The organism is Saccharomonospora marina XMU15, assembly GCF_000244955.1.
Lineage (GTDB): Bacteria > Actinomycetota > Actinomycetes > Mycobacteriales > Pseudonocardiaceae > Saccharomonospora_A > Saccharomonospora_A marina.
Genome location: NZ_CM001439.1, coordinates 5,848,764 through 5,865,056 on the forward strand (window position 1 = coordinate 5,848,764; position 16,293 = coordinate 5,865,056).

The 16,293-nt window shown below is 68.1% G+C and carries 14 protein-coding genes; 6 read left to right on the forward strand and 8 right to left on the reverse strand.

Going from position 1 to position 16,293, the window contains the following annotated elements; translation table 11 throughout:
• Nucleotides 1-28: 28 nt before the first annotated feature.
• From SACMADRAFT_RS27795 to SACMADRAFT_RS27830, 8 genes are all read right to left on the reverse strand, one after another.
• Complete coding sequence (locus SACMADRAFT_RS27795; protein WP_009157166.1) at nucleotides 29-2,050, reverse strand: NHL domain-containing thioredoxin family protein; 2,022 nt, start codon at nucleotides 2,048-2,050, stop codon at nucleotides 29-31.
• A 24-nt stretch (nucleotides 2,051-2,074) separates the two neighbouring features.
• Entirely contained in the window at nucleotides 2,075-2,254 is a 180-nt protein-coding gene (locus tag SACMADRAFT_RS27800; RefSeq protein ID WP_009157167.1) for a hypothetical protein, read from the reverse strand.
• Nucleotides 2,255-2,320: 66 nt separating this feature from the next.
• A complete protein-coding gene (locus SACMADRAFT_RS27805) occupies nucleotides 2,321-2,794 on the reverse strand; it encodes an SRPBCC family protein (protein WP_009157168.1) in 474 nt (157 codons plus the stop codon).
• A 30-nt stretch (nucleotides 2,795-2,824) separates the two neighbouring features.
• Nucleotides 2,825-5,194, reverse strand: coding sequence for a DUF4097 family beta strand repeat-containing protein (locus SACMADRAFT_RS27810; RefSeq protein WP_009157169.1), 2,370 nt, complete (start codon nucleotides 5,192-5,194; stop codon nucleotides 2,825-2,827).
• A gap of 144 nt (nucleotides 5,195-5,338) precedes the next feature.
• Nucleotides 5,339-6,094 (reverse strand): amino acid ABC transporter ATP-binding protein, encoded by a 756-nt coding sequence (locus SACMADRAFT_RS27815; RefSeq protein WP_009157170.1) that lies wholly within the window; start codon nucleotides 6,092-6,094, stop codon nucleotides 5,339-5,341.
• Nucleotides 6,094-6,903 carry an amino acid ABC transporter permease gene (locus SACMADRAFT_RS27820; protein ID WP_009157171.1) on the reverse strand — a complete coding sequence of 270 codons (810 nt, stop codon included), beginning with the start codon at nucleotides 6,901-6,903 and terminating at the stop codon, nucleotides 6,094-6,096. Before SACMADRAFT_RS27820 ends, SACMADRAFT_RS27815 begins: the two co-directional genes overlap by 1 nt.
• Nucleotides 6,904-6,999: 96 nt before the next feature.
• Nucleotides 7,000-7,821, reverse strand: a complete 822-nt coding sequence (locus SACMADRAFT_RS27825) for a basic amino acid ABC transporter substrate-binding protein (RefSeq protein WP_009157172.1) — start codon at nucleotides 7,819-7,821, stop codon at nucleotides 7,000-7,002.
• 203 nt (nucleotides 7,822-8,024) lie between these two features.
• Nucleotides 8,025-9,452, reverse strand: a complete 1,428-nt coding sequence (locus SACMADRAFT_RS27830; RefSeq protein WP_040925944.1) for a M20/M25/M40 family metallo-hydrolase — start codon at nucleotides 9,450-9,452, stop codon at nucleotides 8,025-8,027.
• Nucleotides 9,453-9,557: 105 nt separating this feature from the next.
• Between SACMADRAFT_RS27830 and SACMADRAFT_RS27835 the strand changes: the two genes are divergently transcribed.
• The 6 genes from SACMADRAFT_RS27835 to SACMADRAFT_RS27860 are packed head-to-tail and all read left to right on the forward strand — an operon-like array spanning nucleotide 9,558 to nucleotide 16,275.
• Nucleotides 9,558-10,346 (forward strand): ABC transporter ATP-binding protein, encoded by a 789-nt coding sequence (locus SACMADRAFT_RS27835; RefSeq protein ID WP_009157174.1) that lies wholly within the window; start codon nucleotides 9,558-9,560, stop codon nucleotides 10,344-10,346.
• Entirely contained in the window at nucleotides 10,334-11,143 is an 810-nt protein-coding gene (locus SACMADRAFT_RS27840; RefSeq protein ID WP_009157175.1) for an ABC transporter ATP-binding protein, read from the forward strand. The genes SACMADRAFT_RS27835 and SACMADRAFT_RS27840 overlap by 13 nt, the downstream gene beginning before the upstream one ends.
• Nucleotides 11,140-12,981, forward strand: a complete 1,842-nt coding sequence (locus tag SACMADRAFT_RS27845) for an AMP-dependent synthetase/ligase (RefSeq protein WP_009157176.1) — start codon at nucleotides 11,140-11,142, stop codon at nucleotides 12,979-12,981. Before SACMADRAFT_RS27840 ends, SACMADRAFT_RS27845 begins: the two co-directional genes overlap by 4 nt.
• The gene (locus SACMADRAFT_RS27850) at nucleotides 12,978-13,874 is read left to right on the forward strand and encodes a branched-chain amino acid ABC transporter permease (protein ID WP_009157177.1); all 897 of its coding nucleotides are present in this window, start codon (nucleotides 12,978-12,980) and stop codon (nucleotides 13,872-13,874) included. Before SACMADRAFT_RS27845 ends, SACMADRAFT_RS27850 begins: the two co-directional genes overlap by 4 nt.
• Nucleotides 13,874-14,968 carry a branched-chain amino acid ABC transporter permease gene (locus SACMADRAFT_RS27855; RefSeq protein ID WP_009157178.1) on the forward strand — a complete coding sequence of 365 codons (1,095 nt, stop codon included), beginning with the start codon at nucleotides 13,874-13,876 and terminating at the stop codon, nucleotides 14,966-14,968. Before SACMADRAFT_RS27850 ends, SACMADRAFT_RS27855 begins: the two co-directional genes overlap by 1 nt.
• A 17-nt stretch (nucleotides 14,969-14,985) precedes the next feature.
• Nucleotides 14,986-16,275 carry an ABC transporter substrate-binding protein gene (locus SACMADRAFT_RS27860; protein WP_009157179.1) on the forward strand — a complete coding sequence of 430 codons (1,290 nt, stop codon included), beginning with the start codon at nucleotides 14,986-14,988 and terminating at the stop codon, nucleotides 16,273-16,275.
• Nucleotides 16,276-16,293 lie beyond the last annotated feature (18 nt).

The window sequence follows — 16,293 nt, forward strand, 5'->3', positions numbered from 1 at the left end:
GGAGCACATCGCGCGGTGGCCACCGCGGCTACGCGGGCGATCGCTCGGGCGAACCTGCCAGCATCAGCCGCAGGTTGTCGTCACCTTCCGGATCGAGCCGCACCGGCACTCCCCAGTCCTGCCTGGTGACCCGGCACACCGGGTGTTCGGCTGCCTCGTCACAGCTGGCCGCCTGCGCCACCACGTGGAGCACACCTTCCCCCCGCTTGCCGGCAAGCGTGATGGTGCGCCTGAGATCGGTGCCGCTGCCTGCGCCGTCGGCGATCAGGTCGGGAGGCGACGCGGTGACCTCGAGACGCGTGGCAGGTCCGAATCGCTCGTCCAGCTTCTCGCCCGGCGCGGGCACAAAGACGACGGAGAAGTCCAGTTCACCCGGTGCCAGCACGGTAGCGGGCCGCTGCACCTGGAGTTCCTCACCTTCCACCTGGTCCGACTCGGCCGCCTCTAGCAGGCGCAGCCGGTGTGCGGCCGACTCGACCACGAGCATGCCGACGTCGGTGCCTGCGAACCCTGACGGTTCGGCCAGGCCCGTCATGATCGTGGAGACCTCGCCGCTGGCGGGGTCGTACCGGCGCACGGCTCCGTTGTAGGTGTCGGCCACCGCCACCGCGCCGTCCGGCAACACCGCCACGCCGAGCGGATGCTGCAACAGCGCCTGCCCGGCGCGCCCGTCCCGGTGCCCGAAGGAGAACAGGTCGCTTCCCACGGCGGTGTGCAGGGTGAAGCCGGCGTCGCCGTCCCGCTGCAGCCACCGCAGCGCCGAGGTCTCCGCGTCGACCAGCCAGAGCCGGTCACCGCGCGCAGCCAGCCCGGACGGCTGCGCGAGCAGTGCCTCGGCGGCCGGGCCGTCCCGAAGCCCCTCCACCGTCGTTCCCGCCAGGCGGCGCACGGTGCGCTCGACGGGGTCGAACAGGCTCAGCGTGTGGTTGCCCGCCATGGCCACCACGACACCGCCTGCCGCTTCCCACCACCGGACGTCCCATGGGCTGGTGAGCGCGACGTCAAGCGCTGTCCCGGCGTCCGCACCGTCGCGCCACTGCTCACCTGTGCCCGCCACCGTGGTGACGGCGCCGGTGCGCAGGTCTACCCCGCGCAGCAGGTGATTGCCGGTATCAGCCACCACTAGGTGGTAGCCCACCCGCTCGGCGATCTCGGTCGGCAGCAACGTCAGCCCCGAAGGCTCGGCGAAGGCCGCAACGTCGAACGCGCCGTCGGCGTGACCACGCACTCCGCTGCCGAAGCGCCGCACCAGGGTCTCCGCGTCCGAGGCGAACTCAGCCACCGAATGCTGGGCGGTGTCGGCCACCAGCACCCGGCCCTCGGCGGTGACGACGGCCTTGGCAGGAAAGCGCAGCCCGCTGCCAGGCTGCTGAGCCTGCTCGGTCGCCTCCGCCTGCCCGGCCTGCCCGGCCTGCCCGGCCTGCTCGGTCTGCTCGGTGGCCCGTGGCCGCTGCTCGGTGGTCGAGGCGCCGTCGCCGGGGCCGTCGCCTGCCTGCGGTTGCCCGGACTCACCATTCCGGCGCAGCGTGCCCTTCGCCTCGTGGATGCCGAGCAGGTCGTTGATAACCCGGCGCAGCGCTTCGGCATGGCCCTCACCAGCGGCGACGTGCACGACGTAGCCCTCAGGGTCAACCACGACGAGCGTCGGCCACGCCTTGACCGCGTACTGCTGCCAGGTCGTCAGGTCCGGATCGTTGAGCACCGGATGCCGCACGCCGTAGCGCTCGACGGCCGCGCGGATCGCGTCCTGCTCACCCTCGTGGGAGAACTTCGGCGAGTGCACCCCGATGGTGACGAGCACATCGCGGAATTCGTCCTCGATCGGACGCAGCTCGTCGAGCACGTGCAGGCAGTTGATGCAGCCGGAGGTGAAGAAGTCGAGCAGCACGATCCGGCCGCGCAGCGACGACAGCTCGAGGCCCTTACCGTCCGTGTTCAGCCACCGGTCACCGGTCAGCTCCGGTGCACGTACGCGCGATTGTGTATTGAGTGCGCTCACGGTTCTAGTGAACGCGACTCCTGCCACGCTGCGTCCCAGCGGGGCCGTCATGCCACCCGGAAGGGCGACCCCGTGTCACTTGTCAGCGGCTGTCCTGGTCGGCCCGCCCGCGGGCTCGGTAAGGGTGACGGTGGGAGCCCTTGTTCCGGTCTGCCACAGCTTCAGCGTGGCCGGTGCCTGCTGCTTCTCCTCCGCGCAAGCGCTGGCCGACCCGGCAAGGAGCAGCGCGGCGACGATCGAGGCGGCGAGTCTCATAAGGTGCCCGTGCTCTGGTTAGGGAATTGTCACGACACCTCCCCATCGCCACCCGGCGTCGTCACGTTACGACTCGACGCGTTCCTTGAGCCCACGCAGCGTCGCGGCGATGTTGCGTTCGTTGACCGAAGCCCGGTCCCGCACGCCACTGATCGGGCCGGTGAGCGTGCGTACCCAGCCCGCCCTGCGGTCCCAGGTGCTCTCGGTGACCCGGCAACCGTTCTCGGTGGGCTCGATGTCGTACTGCCACCGGGAAACGGCGAGCGGACCCGCCGAGACGTCGAAGGCGAACCGCTTGCCCTCCTCGGCGTCGGTGATGGTGGCGACAGTGCTCCACCTGCGCGGTCCGTTGCGGTTGTAGCCACGGAACCGAGCACCCCGTCGCGCACTCCGCACCTGGCCGAGCCACTTGTAGCCGGAGTACTCGCCCGCGAGTTCGGCGAGGACACCCGGGTCGCTGAGTAGTTCGTAAACCTTCTCGGCCGGTGCTTGGATCTCGATCTGGCCGGTGGCGTCGGGGGCGGTGCTTTCGACTGGCATGGCGGCGATCCTAGCCACCGCTAATCGCCGTTAACTACCGTTGCGTCGCAAGGTTCTCGTCATACCCGCTGCGACGGTGGTCGCCAGTACCCAACCCATGGCGGTGAACCCGGTCGACACCCATTTGTCCACACCGCCCATGTACCAGCGGCCCTTGTTACCGAAGTCCGCGATCGGCACGAGCAGGTCCACCGTGTACAGCACGGGGTTCCACTCCAGCCCGGTGTCATCGGTGTTCACGGCACAGCGGTCACCCGCCACCGCGAACCGTTCGGTGTCGAGCGTGCAGTCGTCCTCGCCCAGCCCGAACCACAGGCTTCCCGCCACCAGCAGCAGGAACAGCCACGCCAGCGCCCGCACCGGGCGGTAGCCGTAGCCGACCATCCAGCGTTGCAGCCAACTCCACAGCCGCACCCCGCCGCCGAGGAAGCGGTAGCCACGCGCAAGTGACTCGTAGCGAAACTGCTGCTTCTTCAGCAGCACGGTGTCGGCGTGCTCCTCGTTTCCGCAAGCACGCAGCATCGTGGCGAACTGGTCGTATGGTCCTGGCCGGTAACCGCGGATGGCGTCGCGCAACAGTCTCAACCGCTCGTCAACAGCGCGGTCGTCGTGCAGCCCGATGGGGCTACCGAGCGCGTCGTAGCGGAAGTCCTCCAGTTCGACGCCGCCGGTGGCGTGCCACAACTCGACGGTGTCGTTCAACGTCGCACACCGCGCGCCCCGCAGTTGCACGCTGCCCTGCGGCGGGATGGCGGGCCGTAGCGCGAACTCGTCGACGACGCAGTCGCCCGCGTCCAGCGCGACCTGATGCTGCGGCAGGCTGTGCAGTTGCGCACCGGTCAGGTCGATGCGCCTGCTCACCGAGGCGCCGTCCAGCGTCACGCCGCCTGTCACCACGAACGGCCGGTCGCGGTTGGCGGTCAGCTGCACGCTTCTGGCCACCTGCACCGAGCGCAGGTCCACCGACCAGCTACCGGGCTCGGCGATCTCCGGTTGCGACGCGGCCGAGCCACGTAGGTTGATGCTCCCGCCGACGGTCATGCCCTGCAGTCGCACCGTCCCGGCGATCTCGCAGTCGGTGAGCATCAGATTGCCCGAAACGCTGCTGCGGCGTGCGGAGATCGCGTCTCGCTGCGGGTGCGCGAACTTGCCTCCCCTGATGAACAGGTTGCCGCGAACGGTTACGTCGGCGAGGCGGAACTGGCCCTCGGTACGCAGCCCGCTGCCGTCGATGTCGCCGTTGACCTCACTGCCGTCGAGATGGATCGCGCGATCGTGATAGGGCGGTGTCTTGCCGCGGAGCACCCGAACGCCCGCACCCGCCAGCCGCAACGAGCCGCCGAGGTGGGCGTTGACCATCCGCAACGTGCCGGTCACCTCGAGCTGGTCGCTCAGCTCGACGTTGCCCTCCACCTGCATCCGGTCGGCGATGAGAGCCGGGCGCGGATCGACATACCAGTCGCCGGTCTTCCACGCGTCCACCACGATGTCGCCGGTCTGGTCGACTTCCAGCTTGGCGCCACGGAACACGATGTCGCCCGCGACCTTGAGGCTCGGCATGAACAGCATTCCCTTGGCGCTGAACCGCCTGCGGCCGGAACGTGGGCCGTAGTTGTCCACCTCGCACAGCAGGCTGCCGCCGACCTGCAGCCCGTTGCCGTTGAGCGCGAAGCCGTCCTTGTTGCGCAGCGTCGCGCCGGAGAAGTTGACGTTGCCGCCCGACCGCAACCCGGGGATGCGCACCTCACCGATGGCCTCCAGCCGGTAGGCCAGCAGCGCCCCGGTGATCACCAGGCGGTCGGCCTGCACCGCCTTCCCTCTCGGATGCACGATCCGGCTCCTGGTGAGGACAACCGACCCCTCGACGACGGCGTCGGTGAGGTTCACCGCCGCGTCCGGAAGCCCGCGCTCGACATCCTCCGCCCTACGCACGGTGGTCTCGCTGTCCGGGCGTCCCGAGTCCACCTCGACGACGCTGCGGATCAACCGGACGTCGTTGCGGCTGCGAAAGTTGCGGGCCTTGAGGCCGGGAAGCCAGCACTTGCGGAAGACGAGGCCGAGCAGGTTGGCCTCTCGCACATCCGGCGGCTGCTCGAACCGGCACCGTTCGAACCGGAACAGGTAGCCCAGCTCGGCGGCACGCAGATCGAGCTTGCCGGTGATGTAGGCGTCCTCCACCTGCACGATCGGCGCGTTGGTCGCCTGCTTGCGCCAGCGCAACAGGCCACCGCTGCCGGGTTCGAGGAACGGGCGCAGCAGATCGGCGGCCTTGACCTCGTAGCCGCGGTCGGGATCGGGCGCGAACGGATCGAACGGAGGGCGCTGCTGCCCGTCGTCAACCTCCGATGGCGGCTCGTCGCCGCTGCCCCAGTCGCGAACAGGTCGGCGAAACGTAGGCACCGCTTCTCCTCCCCAGTGGCGTCGGTGCTGGTCGCCGGCTCGCACCGGCATCCGCGAGGTCGATCGGCGTCAGGACTTGCTGAGCTGGACCGGCCAAGCGTTTGCTGGAGTAAGACGGTCCGCGGCCGCCTGCGGTTCCGTCCACTACTCGTTCACGTGGACCGGATTGAGCACCCTGGCGAGGAAGGACCTGGTGCGTTCCTGCCTCGGCTCACCGATCACCTGCGCGGGAGGCCCCTGCTCCACGACGATGCCGTCGTCCATGAACAGCACCTTGTCGGCCACCTCGCGGGCGAACTGCATCTCGTGGGTCACCACGAGCATGGTCATACCTTCCTCGGCCAACTGGCGCATCACGGCGAGCACGTCGCCGACCAGTTCGGGGTCGAGTGCGGAGGTCGGTTCGTCGAACAGCATCACGGCCGGATCCATGGAAAGCGCCCGCGCGATCGCCACCCGTTGCTGCTGCCCGCCGGAGAGCTGCGCGGGCATCGAGCGCTCCTTCTCCGCCAGCCCGACCTTGGCCAGGTTCTCCCGCGCGATGCGGTCGGCTTCGGCCCTGTCCCGCTTCAGCACCTTGCGCTGGGCCACCGTCAGGTTCTCCAACACCGAAAGGTGCCCGAAGAGGTTGAAACCCTGGAAGACCATGCCGATGCCCCGCCGGGCCCTGTCGATGTCGATGTCGGGATCGGTCAGCTCGTAACCATTCACGACAACCGTGCCGGAGTTGGGTTCCTCCAGCAGATTCACGCACCGCAGCAGGGTCGACTTTCCCGACCCCGACGGCCCGATGACGCACACGACCTCACCTTTGCGCACGCTCATGTCGATGCCCTTGAGCACCCGCAGCGCACCGAAGGACTTGTGCAGGTCGCGGACCTCGACGATCACGTCGCTCATCACGCCGTCACCTTCAACCCTTGTTCCTCCTTGCGGCCGCTGCCACGTTCCAGGTAGCGCGACAGGTAGCCGAGCGGGACCGTGATGATCAGGTAGCACAACCCGGCGAGCAGGATCGGGGTCAGCGATCCGGTGGCGTTGAGCCCTTCCCTGCCGAACTTCGCCAGCTCGTACTCGTCGCGAGCGAGGCCGAGCAGGTAGATCAGCGACGAGTCCTTGGTGAGCAGGATGAGCTCGTTGGTCAGTGGCGGAAGGATGATCCGGAACGCCTGTGGGATCACCACTGTCATGGTGGTGCGTGCCTGCGACATGCCGAGCGAGCGTGCCGCCTCCACCTGCCCTGACGGGACGGCCTGGATCCCCGCGCGCAGCGTCTCGGCGATGTAGGCGGAGCCCACGAGGCCGAGCGCGATCGCCGCGGTGGAGTAGATGTCGAAGCGGATGCCGAAGGCGAGCGGAACTCCGTAACCGAGCGCGATGAACACCAGCAGCGCCGGGATACCCCTGAAGAACTCGATGTAGCCGGTGGCCAGCCACCGGTACGGTCCCACCGACGACAGCTTCATCAGCGCCAGTACGAGCCCGATGCCCAGCCCCAGCGCGAAGCCGAGTGCGGTGTAGATGATGGTGTTGACCAGTGCGTTGGTGAAGATCTCCGGAAGCTGGGTGGCAGCCGCCTCGAGATTGAAGAACGCGTGGGTGATGGTGCCCCAGTCGGCCAGCACCGCCAGCAGCACCACCGCCACGACGAGGACGCCGTACTGGACGGCGCGGAAGGTCTGGGCGCGCTTGCGCCGCGACATCGCCATGAGTCGGTCTCTCCTACGGAAATGGCTGGGAGACGGCTCGCCGGGTGTTCGGCCCCGCCACGCGGGCCCGGCCGAACACCGGCGACCGCCTTCGCGCTACTTGCTCTGCGGCTTGGTGCCGAACCACTTCTCGTAGATCGCGTCGTAGCGGCCGTCCTGCTTCGCGGCCGCCAGCACGTCGTTGACCTTGGCCAGCAGCGCGCGATTGCCCTTGCGCACCGCGATGCCGTATTCCTCGCCGGTTTCGAACTCCGTGGTCACCTCGGTGTCGGGGTTGTCCTTGACGAAGTAGTAGAGCACCGAGTTGTCGTTGATTCCCGCGTCGATCTGGCCGGTCTTCACCGCGGTCTGCAGCAACGCGAGGTCCTCGTACTGGCGGATGTCGTAGCCGAACTTGTCCTTGTTGTCCTCGGCGTACTTCTCACCGGTGGTGCCGAGTTGGACGCCGAGCACTTTGCCCTTCAGCTGTTCGAGCCCGGTGATGCCGGAGCCCTTCTTGACCAGCAGCGCCTGGTTGGCGTCGAAGTAGCCGTCGGAGAAGTCCATCACCTTCTGCCGCGTTTCCGTGATCGTCATCGCGGCAGCGGCGACGTCGCACTGGCCGGTGTCGAACGAAGCCCCCGACTCGATTCCCTCGAAGGAGGTGTCGAAGATTTCCTGTTCGACACCGAGGTCCTTCGCCACCAGGTCGACGAGGTCGACGTCGAAGCCGACGGTCTTGCCGTTCTCGGTGAACTGGAACGGCGGGTAGGGCAAGTGGGTGCAGGTGGTCAGCTTGCCCTCATTGATCAACGAGATCTCGCCCCCTGCCTCGGTGTCCTGGCCGGGGTTCACCTCCTCCGCACAACCAGCCGCGGTGACGGCGAGTGCGAAGGCGGGGAGCAGGACGAGCGCCCTCAGGCTGAGTCGACGCGCCACGATGTCACTCCTAGTAGTTCATACTGGCAAGTTCACGTATCGTGCCACTCGTCAGCGGGAAAGTGCAGCCTCCGTTTCGTTACAGCCCGGTTGCGACGTCCGTGGCCCGCGGGCACTGAACGCAGAACTCGCAGGCGGGAACGCAGAACTCGCGGGCAGCAGCGGGGGACTCGCGGGCAGCAGCGGGGGACTCGCGGGTGGGGTCAGCCCTTGGCGTGGGCGTCGAGCAGCATCGCGACCGCTTCGGTGACCCGCCGCGCCTGGTCGAGGTGCAACCACTCGTCGGGTACGTGGGCGTTCGAGTCCGGCCCGAGCGCCCCGGTGACCACGAACTGGGCGTCGGGGTACTTCTCACCGAGCAGCGCCATGAACGGGATCGACCCGCCCAGCCCGATGCCACGCCACGGCTTGCCGAACACCTCGTCACTACAGCGCTGCAGTGCCGCCTCCAGCCACGGCGCGGGCTCCGGCGCGTTCCAGCCGTCCGCGCACTCCACGCCGCCCAGCTCGACGGTGGCGCCGTAGGGCACGTCGGTGGTCAGCGCCTTTTCGATCGCCGACAGCGCGGCAGCCGAGTCCGCCGTCGGCGGCAGCCGGAAGCTGAGGGCGAGCGTGGTGGCGCGGCGCAACACGTTGCCTGCTTCGGCGGGTTCGGGCAGGCCGGAGGCACCGATCACCGACAGCGTCGGCCGCCAGCTGTTGTTCAGCACGAGTTCGACCTCGTCGTCGGTCACCGGCCGGGTCTCGTTGTGCAGCGGGAACGCGCCCGCCGTCGCGCCGGGCGCCGTCTCGACGGTGGCCTTGGCCTGCGCGACACGGTTGGCAGGGATCTCGACGTGACACTCGGCGAGCTTGAGCTCACCGGTCTCGGCGTCCTCGATGCGGTCGAGCAGGGCACGCAGTACCCGGAAGGAACTCGGCACGACACCGCTGGCGAGGCCGGAGTGCTGCGCGGAGTCGAGCACCCGCACGGTGACGTGAACCTGCGCGAGACCGCGCAGGCTGGTGGTGAGCCACAGCCGCTCGTAGTCGTTGCCGCCGGAATCCAGGCACACCACGAGCGAGACCCGGCCGAGCCGGTCGGCCAACCGCTCCAGGTAAGCGGGCAGGTCAGGGCTTCCGGACTCCTCGCCGGTCTCCAGCAACACGACGGCCCGCGCGTGCTCGCCACCCGCGTCCCGCACCGCCTGCAACGCCACCGCGGCCGCGTAGCCGGAGTACCCGTCGTCGGCGGAGCCCCTGCCGTAGAGCCGACCGTCGCGTACGACCGGGGTCCACGGCGCCAGACCCTCCGACCACCCGCCGACAGGTGGTTGTTTGTCCAGATGCCCGTAGAGCAGCACCGTGCCCGCGTCCTCGCGACCCGGTGTCGCCGGCACGTCGAGCAGCAACACCGGGCTGCGGCCGGGCAGCCGCACCACCTCGACGGTGGCTCCGGGGAAGCCGCGATCCACCAGCCACGACCGGACGTGCGCTACCGCCGCGTCGAGCTGGCCCGACCGCTGCCAGTCGCGGTCGAAGGCGGGCGAGAGCGCCGGGATCTCCACAAGGCCGGACAGGCTGGGCAGGACTTCGCGTTCCCACAGGTCACTGACGGTGTCGGCTACGGTTCGCTGTTCCACAAGCCCCATCCTGCCATTGCGGCCAAGGTCACAGTTCCGCTCGCCTCTTGCCTAAGCGCTTAGTCAGCACATACGGTCGCTAGCTATTGTGATCCACACCACCCAAGGTAGCCAATGCTGTCTATCCACAACCTCGAAGTCGTCTACGACGACGTTGTACTGGTCCTCCGGGGCGTCAGCATGGAGGTGCCCCAAGGGGGCATCGTCGCGCTACTCGGCGCGAACGGTGCGGGAAAGACCACCCTGCTGCGGGCCGTGACCGGCCTGCTCGGTCCACACCGAGGCCGGATCACCAAAGGCGCCGTCAGCCTGGACGGAGCTGACATCACCGGTGCCGACCCTGCGGACGTGGTGCGCAAGGGCATCTCGCAGGTGATGGAGGGCAGGCGGATCTTCGCCGAGATCACCGTCGACGAGAACCTGCGCTCGGGGGCCTACACCCGGCGCTCACGCGGCGAGATCCGGGAGTCCTACACCCGCGTGCTCGACCTGTTCCCGGTACTGGCGCGCAGGCGCAAGTCCGTGGCGGGCTACCTGTCCGGCGGCGAGCAACAGATGCTCGCCATCGGCAGGGCGCTGATGGCGCGACCGAAACTGTTGTTGCTCGACGAACCCTCACTGGGACTCGCACCGAAACTGGTCGAGCAGGTCCGCGACATCGTGGTCCAGATCAATCAGCAGGGCACCAGCGTGTTGCTGGTGGAGCAGAACGCGGTGATGGCGCTGTCGATCGCGAGCAGCGGCTACGTGCTGGAAACCGGCAAGGTCGTCAAGGACGGCCCCGCCGATCAACTGCTTGCCGACGAAGACATCCGCGAGTTCTACCTCGGTGCGACCTCCGGCGAACGCCGCTCGTTCGCCGACGTCAAGACCTACCGGAGGAAGAAGCGATGGAGCGCGTGAGCGAGCTTGCGAGCCCACCGTCGAACGAGCCTGAACCGTTGCTGCGCGTGCGGGACCTGACCTTGCGCTTCGGCGGCGTCACCGCACTCAACGGCGTCGACTTCGAGGTGCGGCGGGGCGAACTGTTCGCGATCATCGGTCCCAACGGGGCGGGAAAGACCTCCATCTTCAACTGCCTCAACAGCGTGTACCGGCCGCAGCAGGGCACGATCACGCTCAACGGCAAGTCGCTGCTCGGCCGCCCACCCGCGGCGGTGGCCGCCCTCGGAGTGGCGCGCACGTTCCAAAACCTCGGGCTGTTCTCCCATCTCACTCTCGTCGAGAACCTGATGCTCGGCAGGCACCACCTCATGCGCACCGGGTTCTTCTCCGGGATGTTGTGGTGGGGCAGGGCGAAGCGGGAGGAGATCGCACACCGCGCGGCGGTGGAACGGATCGTCGAACTGCTCGAGTTGGAGCCGTACCGGCGGATGCCCGCCGGGCTGCTGCCCTACGGCGTGGCCAAGCGCGCCGAACTGGGCCGCGCACTGGCGATGGAGCCGACACTGCTGCTGCTGGACGAACCGGTGGCGGGCATGAACCTGGAGGAGACCGAGGACACCGCGCGCTACCTGCTCGAGGTCCGCAGGGAACTGGGCCTGGCGATGATCCTGGTGGAACACGACATGAGCCTTGTCATGGACCTCGCCGACCGGGTGATGGCGCTCGACTTCGGCGTCGTGATCGCGACCGGCGCACCGAGCGAGATCCAGGGCGATCCCAAGGTGATCGAGGCGTATCTGGGAGGTGCCGCGTGACTTCGAACCCACTCACCGCGCCCACCGAACACATCGCGGCCGAGGAGGAGGGACCGGCCACACTACCCGCGGCCCTGCTGCGCAACGTGCAGCGACGCGGCAAGGCCGTCGCCATGCGGGAGAAGCACCGGGGCTACTGGCGGGAATGGACCTGGGCGGAGTACGCACACCGGGTGGCGTGCGTGGCGGCCGGACTTCGCTCGCTCGGCGTCGAGCCGGGCGACCGGGTGGCCGTACACGCCGAGAACCGGCCGGAGTGGGTGATCGCCGACCTCGCCGCACAGGGCATCGGCGCGCAGTGCGTCGGGATCTACCCGACCTCACCCGCCGCCGAGGTCGAGTACCTGCTCAAACACTGCGGAGCTACGGTGCTCGTCGCCGAGGACGAGGAACAACTCGACAAGGCGCTCGCCGTTCGCGACTCGCTGCCTCGACTGCGGCACATAGTGGTGATCGACCCGCGGGGGGTCGGCCAGGTCGACGGCCTGCTCACCTTCGCGGAGCTGGAGGAAAGCGGCGAACGAGCAGGCGACGCGCAGGCAGGCTACGCGGAATCGGTGGCCTCACTCGACCCTGGCGACACCGCGATCATCGTCTACACCTCCGGCACGACCGGCCCGCCCAAGGGCGCCATGATTTCCCACACCAATCTGGTCGCCTCCGCGCGCACGTTCGTGCAGGCACTCGACGGCTCCGACGCCGACGAGGTGCTGAGCTACCTGCCGCTGTGCCACATCGCCGAACGTCTCACGTCCGTCATCGACTCCGTCTGGGCGGGTTCGGTGGTCAACTTCGGTGAGGGTGGCGCCTCCTTCACCCACGACCTGCGCGACGTGCAGCCGACCGTGTTCCTCGGCGTGCCGAGGGTCTGGGAGAAGATGCTCGCGGGCGTGGAGATCCGGATGGCCGACGCCTCGCGGCTCAAACGCTGGCTGTATCGCACCTGCCTGCGCCAGGGCAGGCGGCTTGCCCCCTACCGGATGCGTGGCCGGATGCCGCTGCGCGCGCGGCTCCTCCTCGCGCTGTGCGAAGTGCTGATGCTCCGCCCGCTTCGCGAGAAGCTCGGACTGGCCAGGGTGCGGGTCGCGCTCAGCGGCGCCGCGCCGATCGCCCCGCAGGTGCTGGAATACCTGTGGGCCATCGGAGTGCCGGTGCGCGAGGGCTACGGGCAGACCGAGAACACGGCGCTGTGCACGCTCACGCCAAGCAGCGACATCAGGCTGGGCTCGGTCGGCACCGCGCTCGACGGCGTGGAACTACGCATCGCCGACGACGGCGAGATCCTCACGCGATCGGCGGGCGTGTTCCTCGGTTACCTGGACGATCCCGAGGCCACGGCCGCGACGATCGACCCCGACGGCTGGCTGCACACCGGCGACGTCGGCGAGCTCGACGACGACGGCTTCCTGCGGATCACCGACCGCAAGAAGGACATCATCATCACCGCCGGTGGCAAGAACGTGTCGCCTTCGGAGATCGAGAACCGGATCAAGGTCTCACCGTACGTGCGGGAGGCCGTCGTGGTCGGCGACCGCCGCAAGTACCTGACCGCGCTGATCGGCATCGAACTCGACACCGTCGGCGACTGGGCGATGCGGCGGGGGATCGCCTACACCACCTACGCCGATCTCTCGGCCAAACCCGAGGTGCACGCGTTGATCGAGAGTGTCGTCGCCGAAGCCAACCGCGATCTCGCCGCGGTGGAGCAGCTCAAACAGTTCACCCTCATCGGCAAGGAACTCGACCACGAGGACGGTGAGTTGACCGCGACACAGAAGGTCAAGCGCAAGGCCATCGAACAGCGCTTCGCGGCTGAGATCGAGGCGATGTACCAATGACGGCCTTCCTGCAGAACTGCTTCGCCGGGCTGTCGCTCGGCTCCACCTACGCGCTGGTCGCGCTGGGCTTCGTGGTGATCTACAAGTCCACCGGCGTAATCAACTTCGCGCAGGGCGGACTGCTCGCGCTCGGCGCCTACCTGGGTTTCACGTTCTCCAGCAACCTCGCGGTGGCCTTCGGTGTCGCCGTGCTGCTGGCGCTGGTGTCCGCGGCGCTGGTGGGGGCGACGTTCGAGCGCATCGTGCTGCGACGGATGGTGGGGCAGCCGCCGTTCGCCGTCATCATGATCACGATCGGCTTGCTGTTCGTGCTCGAACCGCTGATCACGGCGATCTGGGGCTTCGACCAGAAGCAGGTCAACAACCCGTGGAACATCCGCACGATCGAGGTCGGCTCGCTGGTACTCGGCGTGCGCGACCTGTGGACGATCGGGCTCACCGCGCTCGCCGTCGCCGCGTTCTTCGTGTTCTTCCGCTTCTCCTCGCTCGGGCTGGCCATGCGGGTCACCGCGTTCGATCCCGAGGCAGCGCTGGCACAGGGGATCAGCGCGCGCAAGGTGTACGCGGTGTCGTGGGCCATCGCGGCGGCGCTCGCCGCGCTGGCGGGCATCCTGATGGCCGCCGGACCTGGCGGGCTCAGCCCGTCGATCGGCTTCATCGCACTGGCCGCGTTCCCCGCGATGATCCTCGGCGGCATGGACTCGCCAGGGGGAGCCGTGCTCGGCGGGCTCATCATCGGTCTGGCCGAGGCACTGACCCGCGGCTACCAGGACGAGTTGTTCTCCTGGGCGGGCGACAACGTCTCGGTGATCATCCCGTACCTGCTCATGATCCTGATCCTGTTGATCCGGCCGTACGGCCTGCTTGGCACCAAGGAAGTGAGGCGGGTCTGATGGGCGCACATCGAAATCTCACCCGAAGCTATGCCGACGACCTCCGGCTGTTCGGCACGCCCGCCGCCAAGGTGGGGCTCGGCCTGCTGGTGGCGGTGTTCCTGCTGCTGCCCACGGTGGTGCACGACGACTTCTGGCTGTCGGTGCTGATCTACGTGGGTATCACCGCCGTCGGCGCGATCGGGCTGAACCTGCTCACCGGCTACTGCGGGCAGATCTCGCTGGGGCACGCCTTCTTCATCGGGTCGGGCGCCTACGTCGCCGCACAGGTCGGTGGCAGGCTCGAACTGCCGCTGCCGGTGTGGCTGGCGGGCGCCGCGCTCGTGGGCGCGGTGCTCGGCGGCCTGGTCGGGCCGTTCACGCTGCGGTTGCGCGGCCACTACCTCGCGATCGTCACGCTCGGGCTGGTCTTCATCGGCGAGCACCTGTGGCGGAACCTGACGCCGATCACCGGAGGGAACTCCGGAACGGCGGTACAGGCCTCGCCTGCGATCGGACCGGTCGATTTCGACGGGCTGACGTTGCTCGGCGAGAGCTACTCCCGCAACCAGGGCTGGTTCTGGCTGGTGTGGGGTCTGGTCGCGATCGTGGCGCTGCTGGCGAAGAACCTCGTGCGGACCAGGCCGGGCAGGGCGTTGCAGGCCGTGCGTGACCGCGACCAGGCCGCCGAGGTGATCGGGGTGCGTGCGGGCCGGTACAAGATCGGGGCGTTCATGCTGTCCAGTGCCATCGCCTCGGCGGCGGGCGCGCTGTTCGGCTCCTACCAGCAGTTCGTCAGCCCCGACGAGTGGAACCTGCTGCTGTCCATCCAGTACATCGCGATCGTGATCGTCGGAGGGCTCGGCACGATCTTCGGCGCCGTACTCGGCGCGGTGTTCGTCGGCGCCCTTCCCGCGCTGATCGACCGCTACAGCGACGCGATCCCCGGCGTACGCACCAGCGTCGGCGGTGACGGATTCATCAGCGTCTTCGCGCTCAACCAGGCGCTGTTCGGGGTGCTCATAGTGCTGTTCCTGGTCCTGGAGCCACGTGGTCTCGCAGGAATCTGGCTACGGGTCAAGACCTACTTCAAGACCTGGCCCTTCTCCTACTGACGCAAGGAGGCGTCGTCATGAGAACGAACCGACGGCAACGACACGGAGTGCTCGCCGTACTCGCGACCACCGCACTGCTGGTGGCTGCATGCGGTGGAGCGGGAGACGAAGGCGGCTCACAGGGTGGGCAGGCGGGCCAGCCGGGCAACACGGCGGGCTTCGACGGCACCACCATCAAGCTGGGTGTGCTCAGCCCGCTGTCCGGCCCGACCGCGGTGATCGGCCAGCCGCTCACCAACGGGAACAAGGTGTGGTTCGACCACATCAACGCCCAGGGCGGCATCGCGGGCAAGTACAAGGTCGAACTGGTGCAGGAGGACACGCAGTACAAGCCGGACATCACCGTCCAGCGCTACAACAAGATCAAGAACGATGTGGTGGCGTTCACCCAGATCCTAGGCACCGCGCCGACCCTGGCCGTGAAGCCGCTGCTGGAAAGCGACAAGATGGTCGCCGCTCCCGCCTCGCTCGACGCGTTCTGGGTCCGCGAACCCAACCTGCTTCCGGTGGGCGCGCCGTACCAGATCCAGGCCATCAACGCGATGGACCACTATCTGAGCGAGGGTGGCGGCTCGACCGACTCCAAGATCTGCACGATGGTGCAGGACGACGTCTACGGTGAGGCAGGCCAGGAAGGCGTCGAATTCGCGGCCAAGGAAAACGGCTTCACCGTGGCCAACACGCAGAAGTTCAAGGTGAACACCGAGAACTACGCGGGCCAGATCGGCGCGCTCGCGGGCGCGGGCTGCGAGATGGTGTTCCTCACCGCGACCCCTTCGGACGCGGGCAAGATCTGGGGCACCGCCGCGCAGGCGAAGTTCACGCCGCAGTGGTACGCGCAGTCGCCGAGCTGGGTCGGCGCGCTGGCGAAGTCGGCCGTGGCTCCCTACATGAAGCAGTACGTCAGGATCGTGGCCGAGGGAACCGAATGGGGCGACGAGTCGGTGCCCGGCATGAAGGACATGATGGACCGGGTGAAGAAGTACGCCCCGCAGCAGGAACCCGACTACTACTTCGCGTTCGGCTACAACCAGGGCCGCGCGATGACGGCGTTGCTGGAGAAGGCCGTCGAGCGCGGCGACCTGTCGCGCGAGGGCCTGCTGAAAGCCAGCGAGGAACTCGGCGTGGTGTCCTTCGACGGACTCACCGACGACTACACCTACGGCCCGGCGGACAAGCGCAACCCGCCGCGTTCCTCGACGGTGTTCACCGTGGCCCCGGACAAGCCGTTCGGGCTCACCGCGGCGAAGTACAACTTCACCTCCGACGCGGCGAAGAAGTTCGAGTTCACCAAGGCCGACGGCTGAGCTGAGGCCTCATCCGCA

Coding starts and splice junctions, on each gene's coding strand:
- SACMADRAFT_RS27795 (WP_009157166.1), bottom strand. CDS start 2,050: ATGACGGCCCCGCTGGGACGCAGCGTGGCAGGAGTCGCGTTCACTAGA.
- SACMADRAFT_RS27800 (WP_009157167.1), bottom strand. CDS start 2,254: ATGAGACTCGCCGCCTCGATCGTCGCCGCGCTGCTCCTTGCCGGGTCG.
- SACMADRAFT_RS27805 (WP_009157168.1), bottom strand. CDS start 2,794: ATGCCAGTCGAAAGCACCGCCCCCGACGCCACCGGCCAGATCGAGATC.
- SACMADRAFT_RS27815 (WP_009157170.1), bottom strand. CDS start 6,094: ATGAGCGACGTGATCGTCGAGGTCCGCGACCTGCACAAGTCCTTCGGT.
- SACMADRAFT_RS27820 (WP_009157171.1), bottom strand. CDS start 6,903: ATGGCGATGTCGCGGCGCAAGCGCGCCCAGACCTTCCGCGCCGTCCAG.
- SACMADRAFT_RS27830 (WP_040925944.1), bottom strand. CDS start 9,452: ATGGGGCTTGTGGAACAGCGAACCGTAGCCGACACCGTCAGTGACCTG.
- SACMADRAFT_RS27835 (WP_009157174.1), top strand. CDS start 9,558: ATGCTGTCTATCCACAACCTCGAAGTCGTCTACGACGACGTTGTACTG.
- SACMADRAFT_RS27840 (WP_009157175.1), top strand. CDS start 10,334: ATGGAGCGCGTGAGCGAGCTTGCGAGCCCACCGTCGAACGAGCCTGAA.
- SACMADRAFT_RS27850 (WP_009157177.1), top strand. CDS start 12,978: ATGACGGCCTTCCTGCAGAACTGCTTCGCCGGGCTGTCGCTCGGCTCC.
- SACMADRAFT_RS27855 (WP_009157178.1), top strand. CDS start 13,874: ATGGGCGCACATCGAAATCTCACCCGAAGCTATGCCGACGACCTCCGG.
- SACMADRAFT_RS27860 (WP_009157179.1), top strand. CDS start 14,986: ATGAGAACGAACCGACGGCAACGACACGGAGTGCTCGCCGTACTCGCG.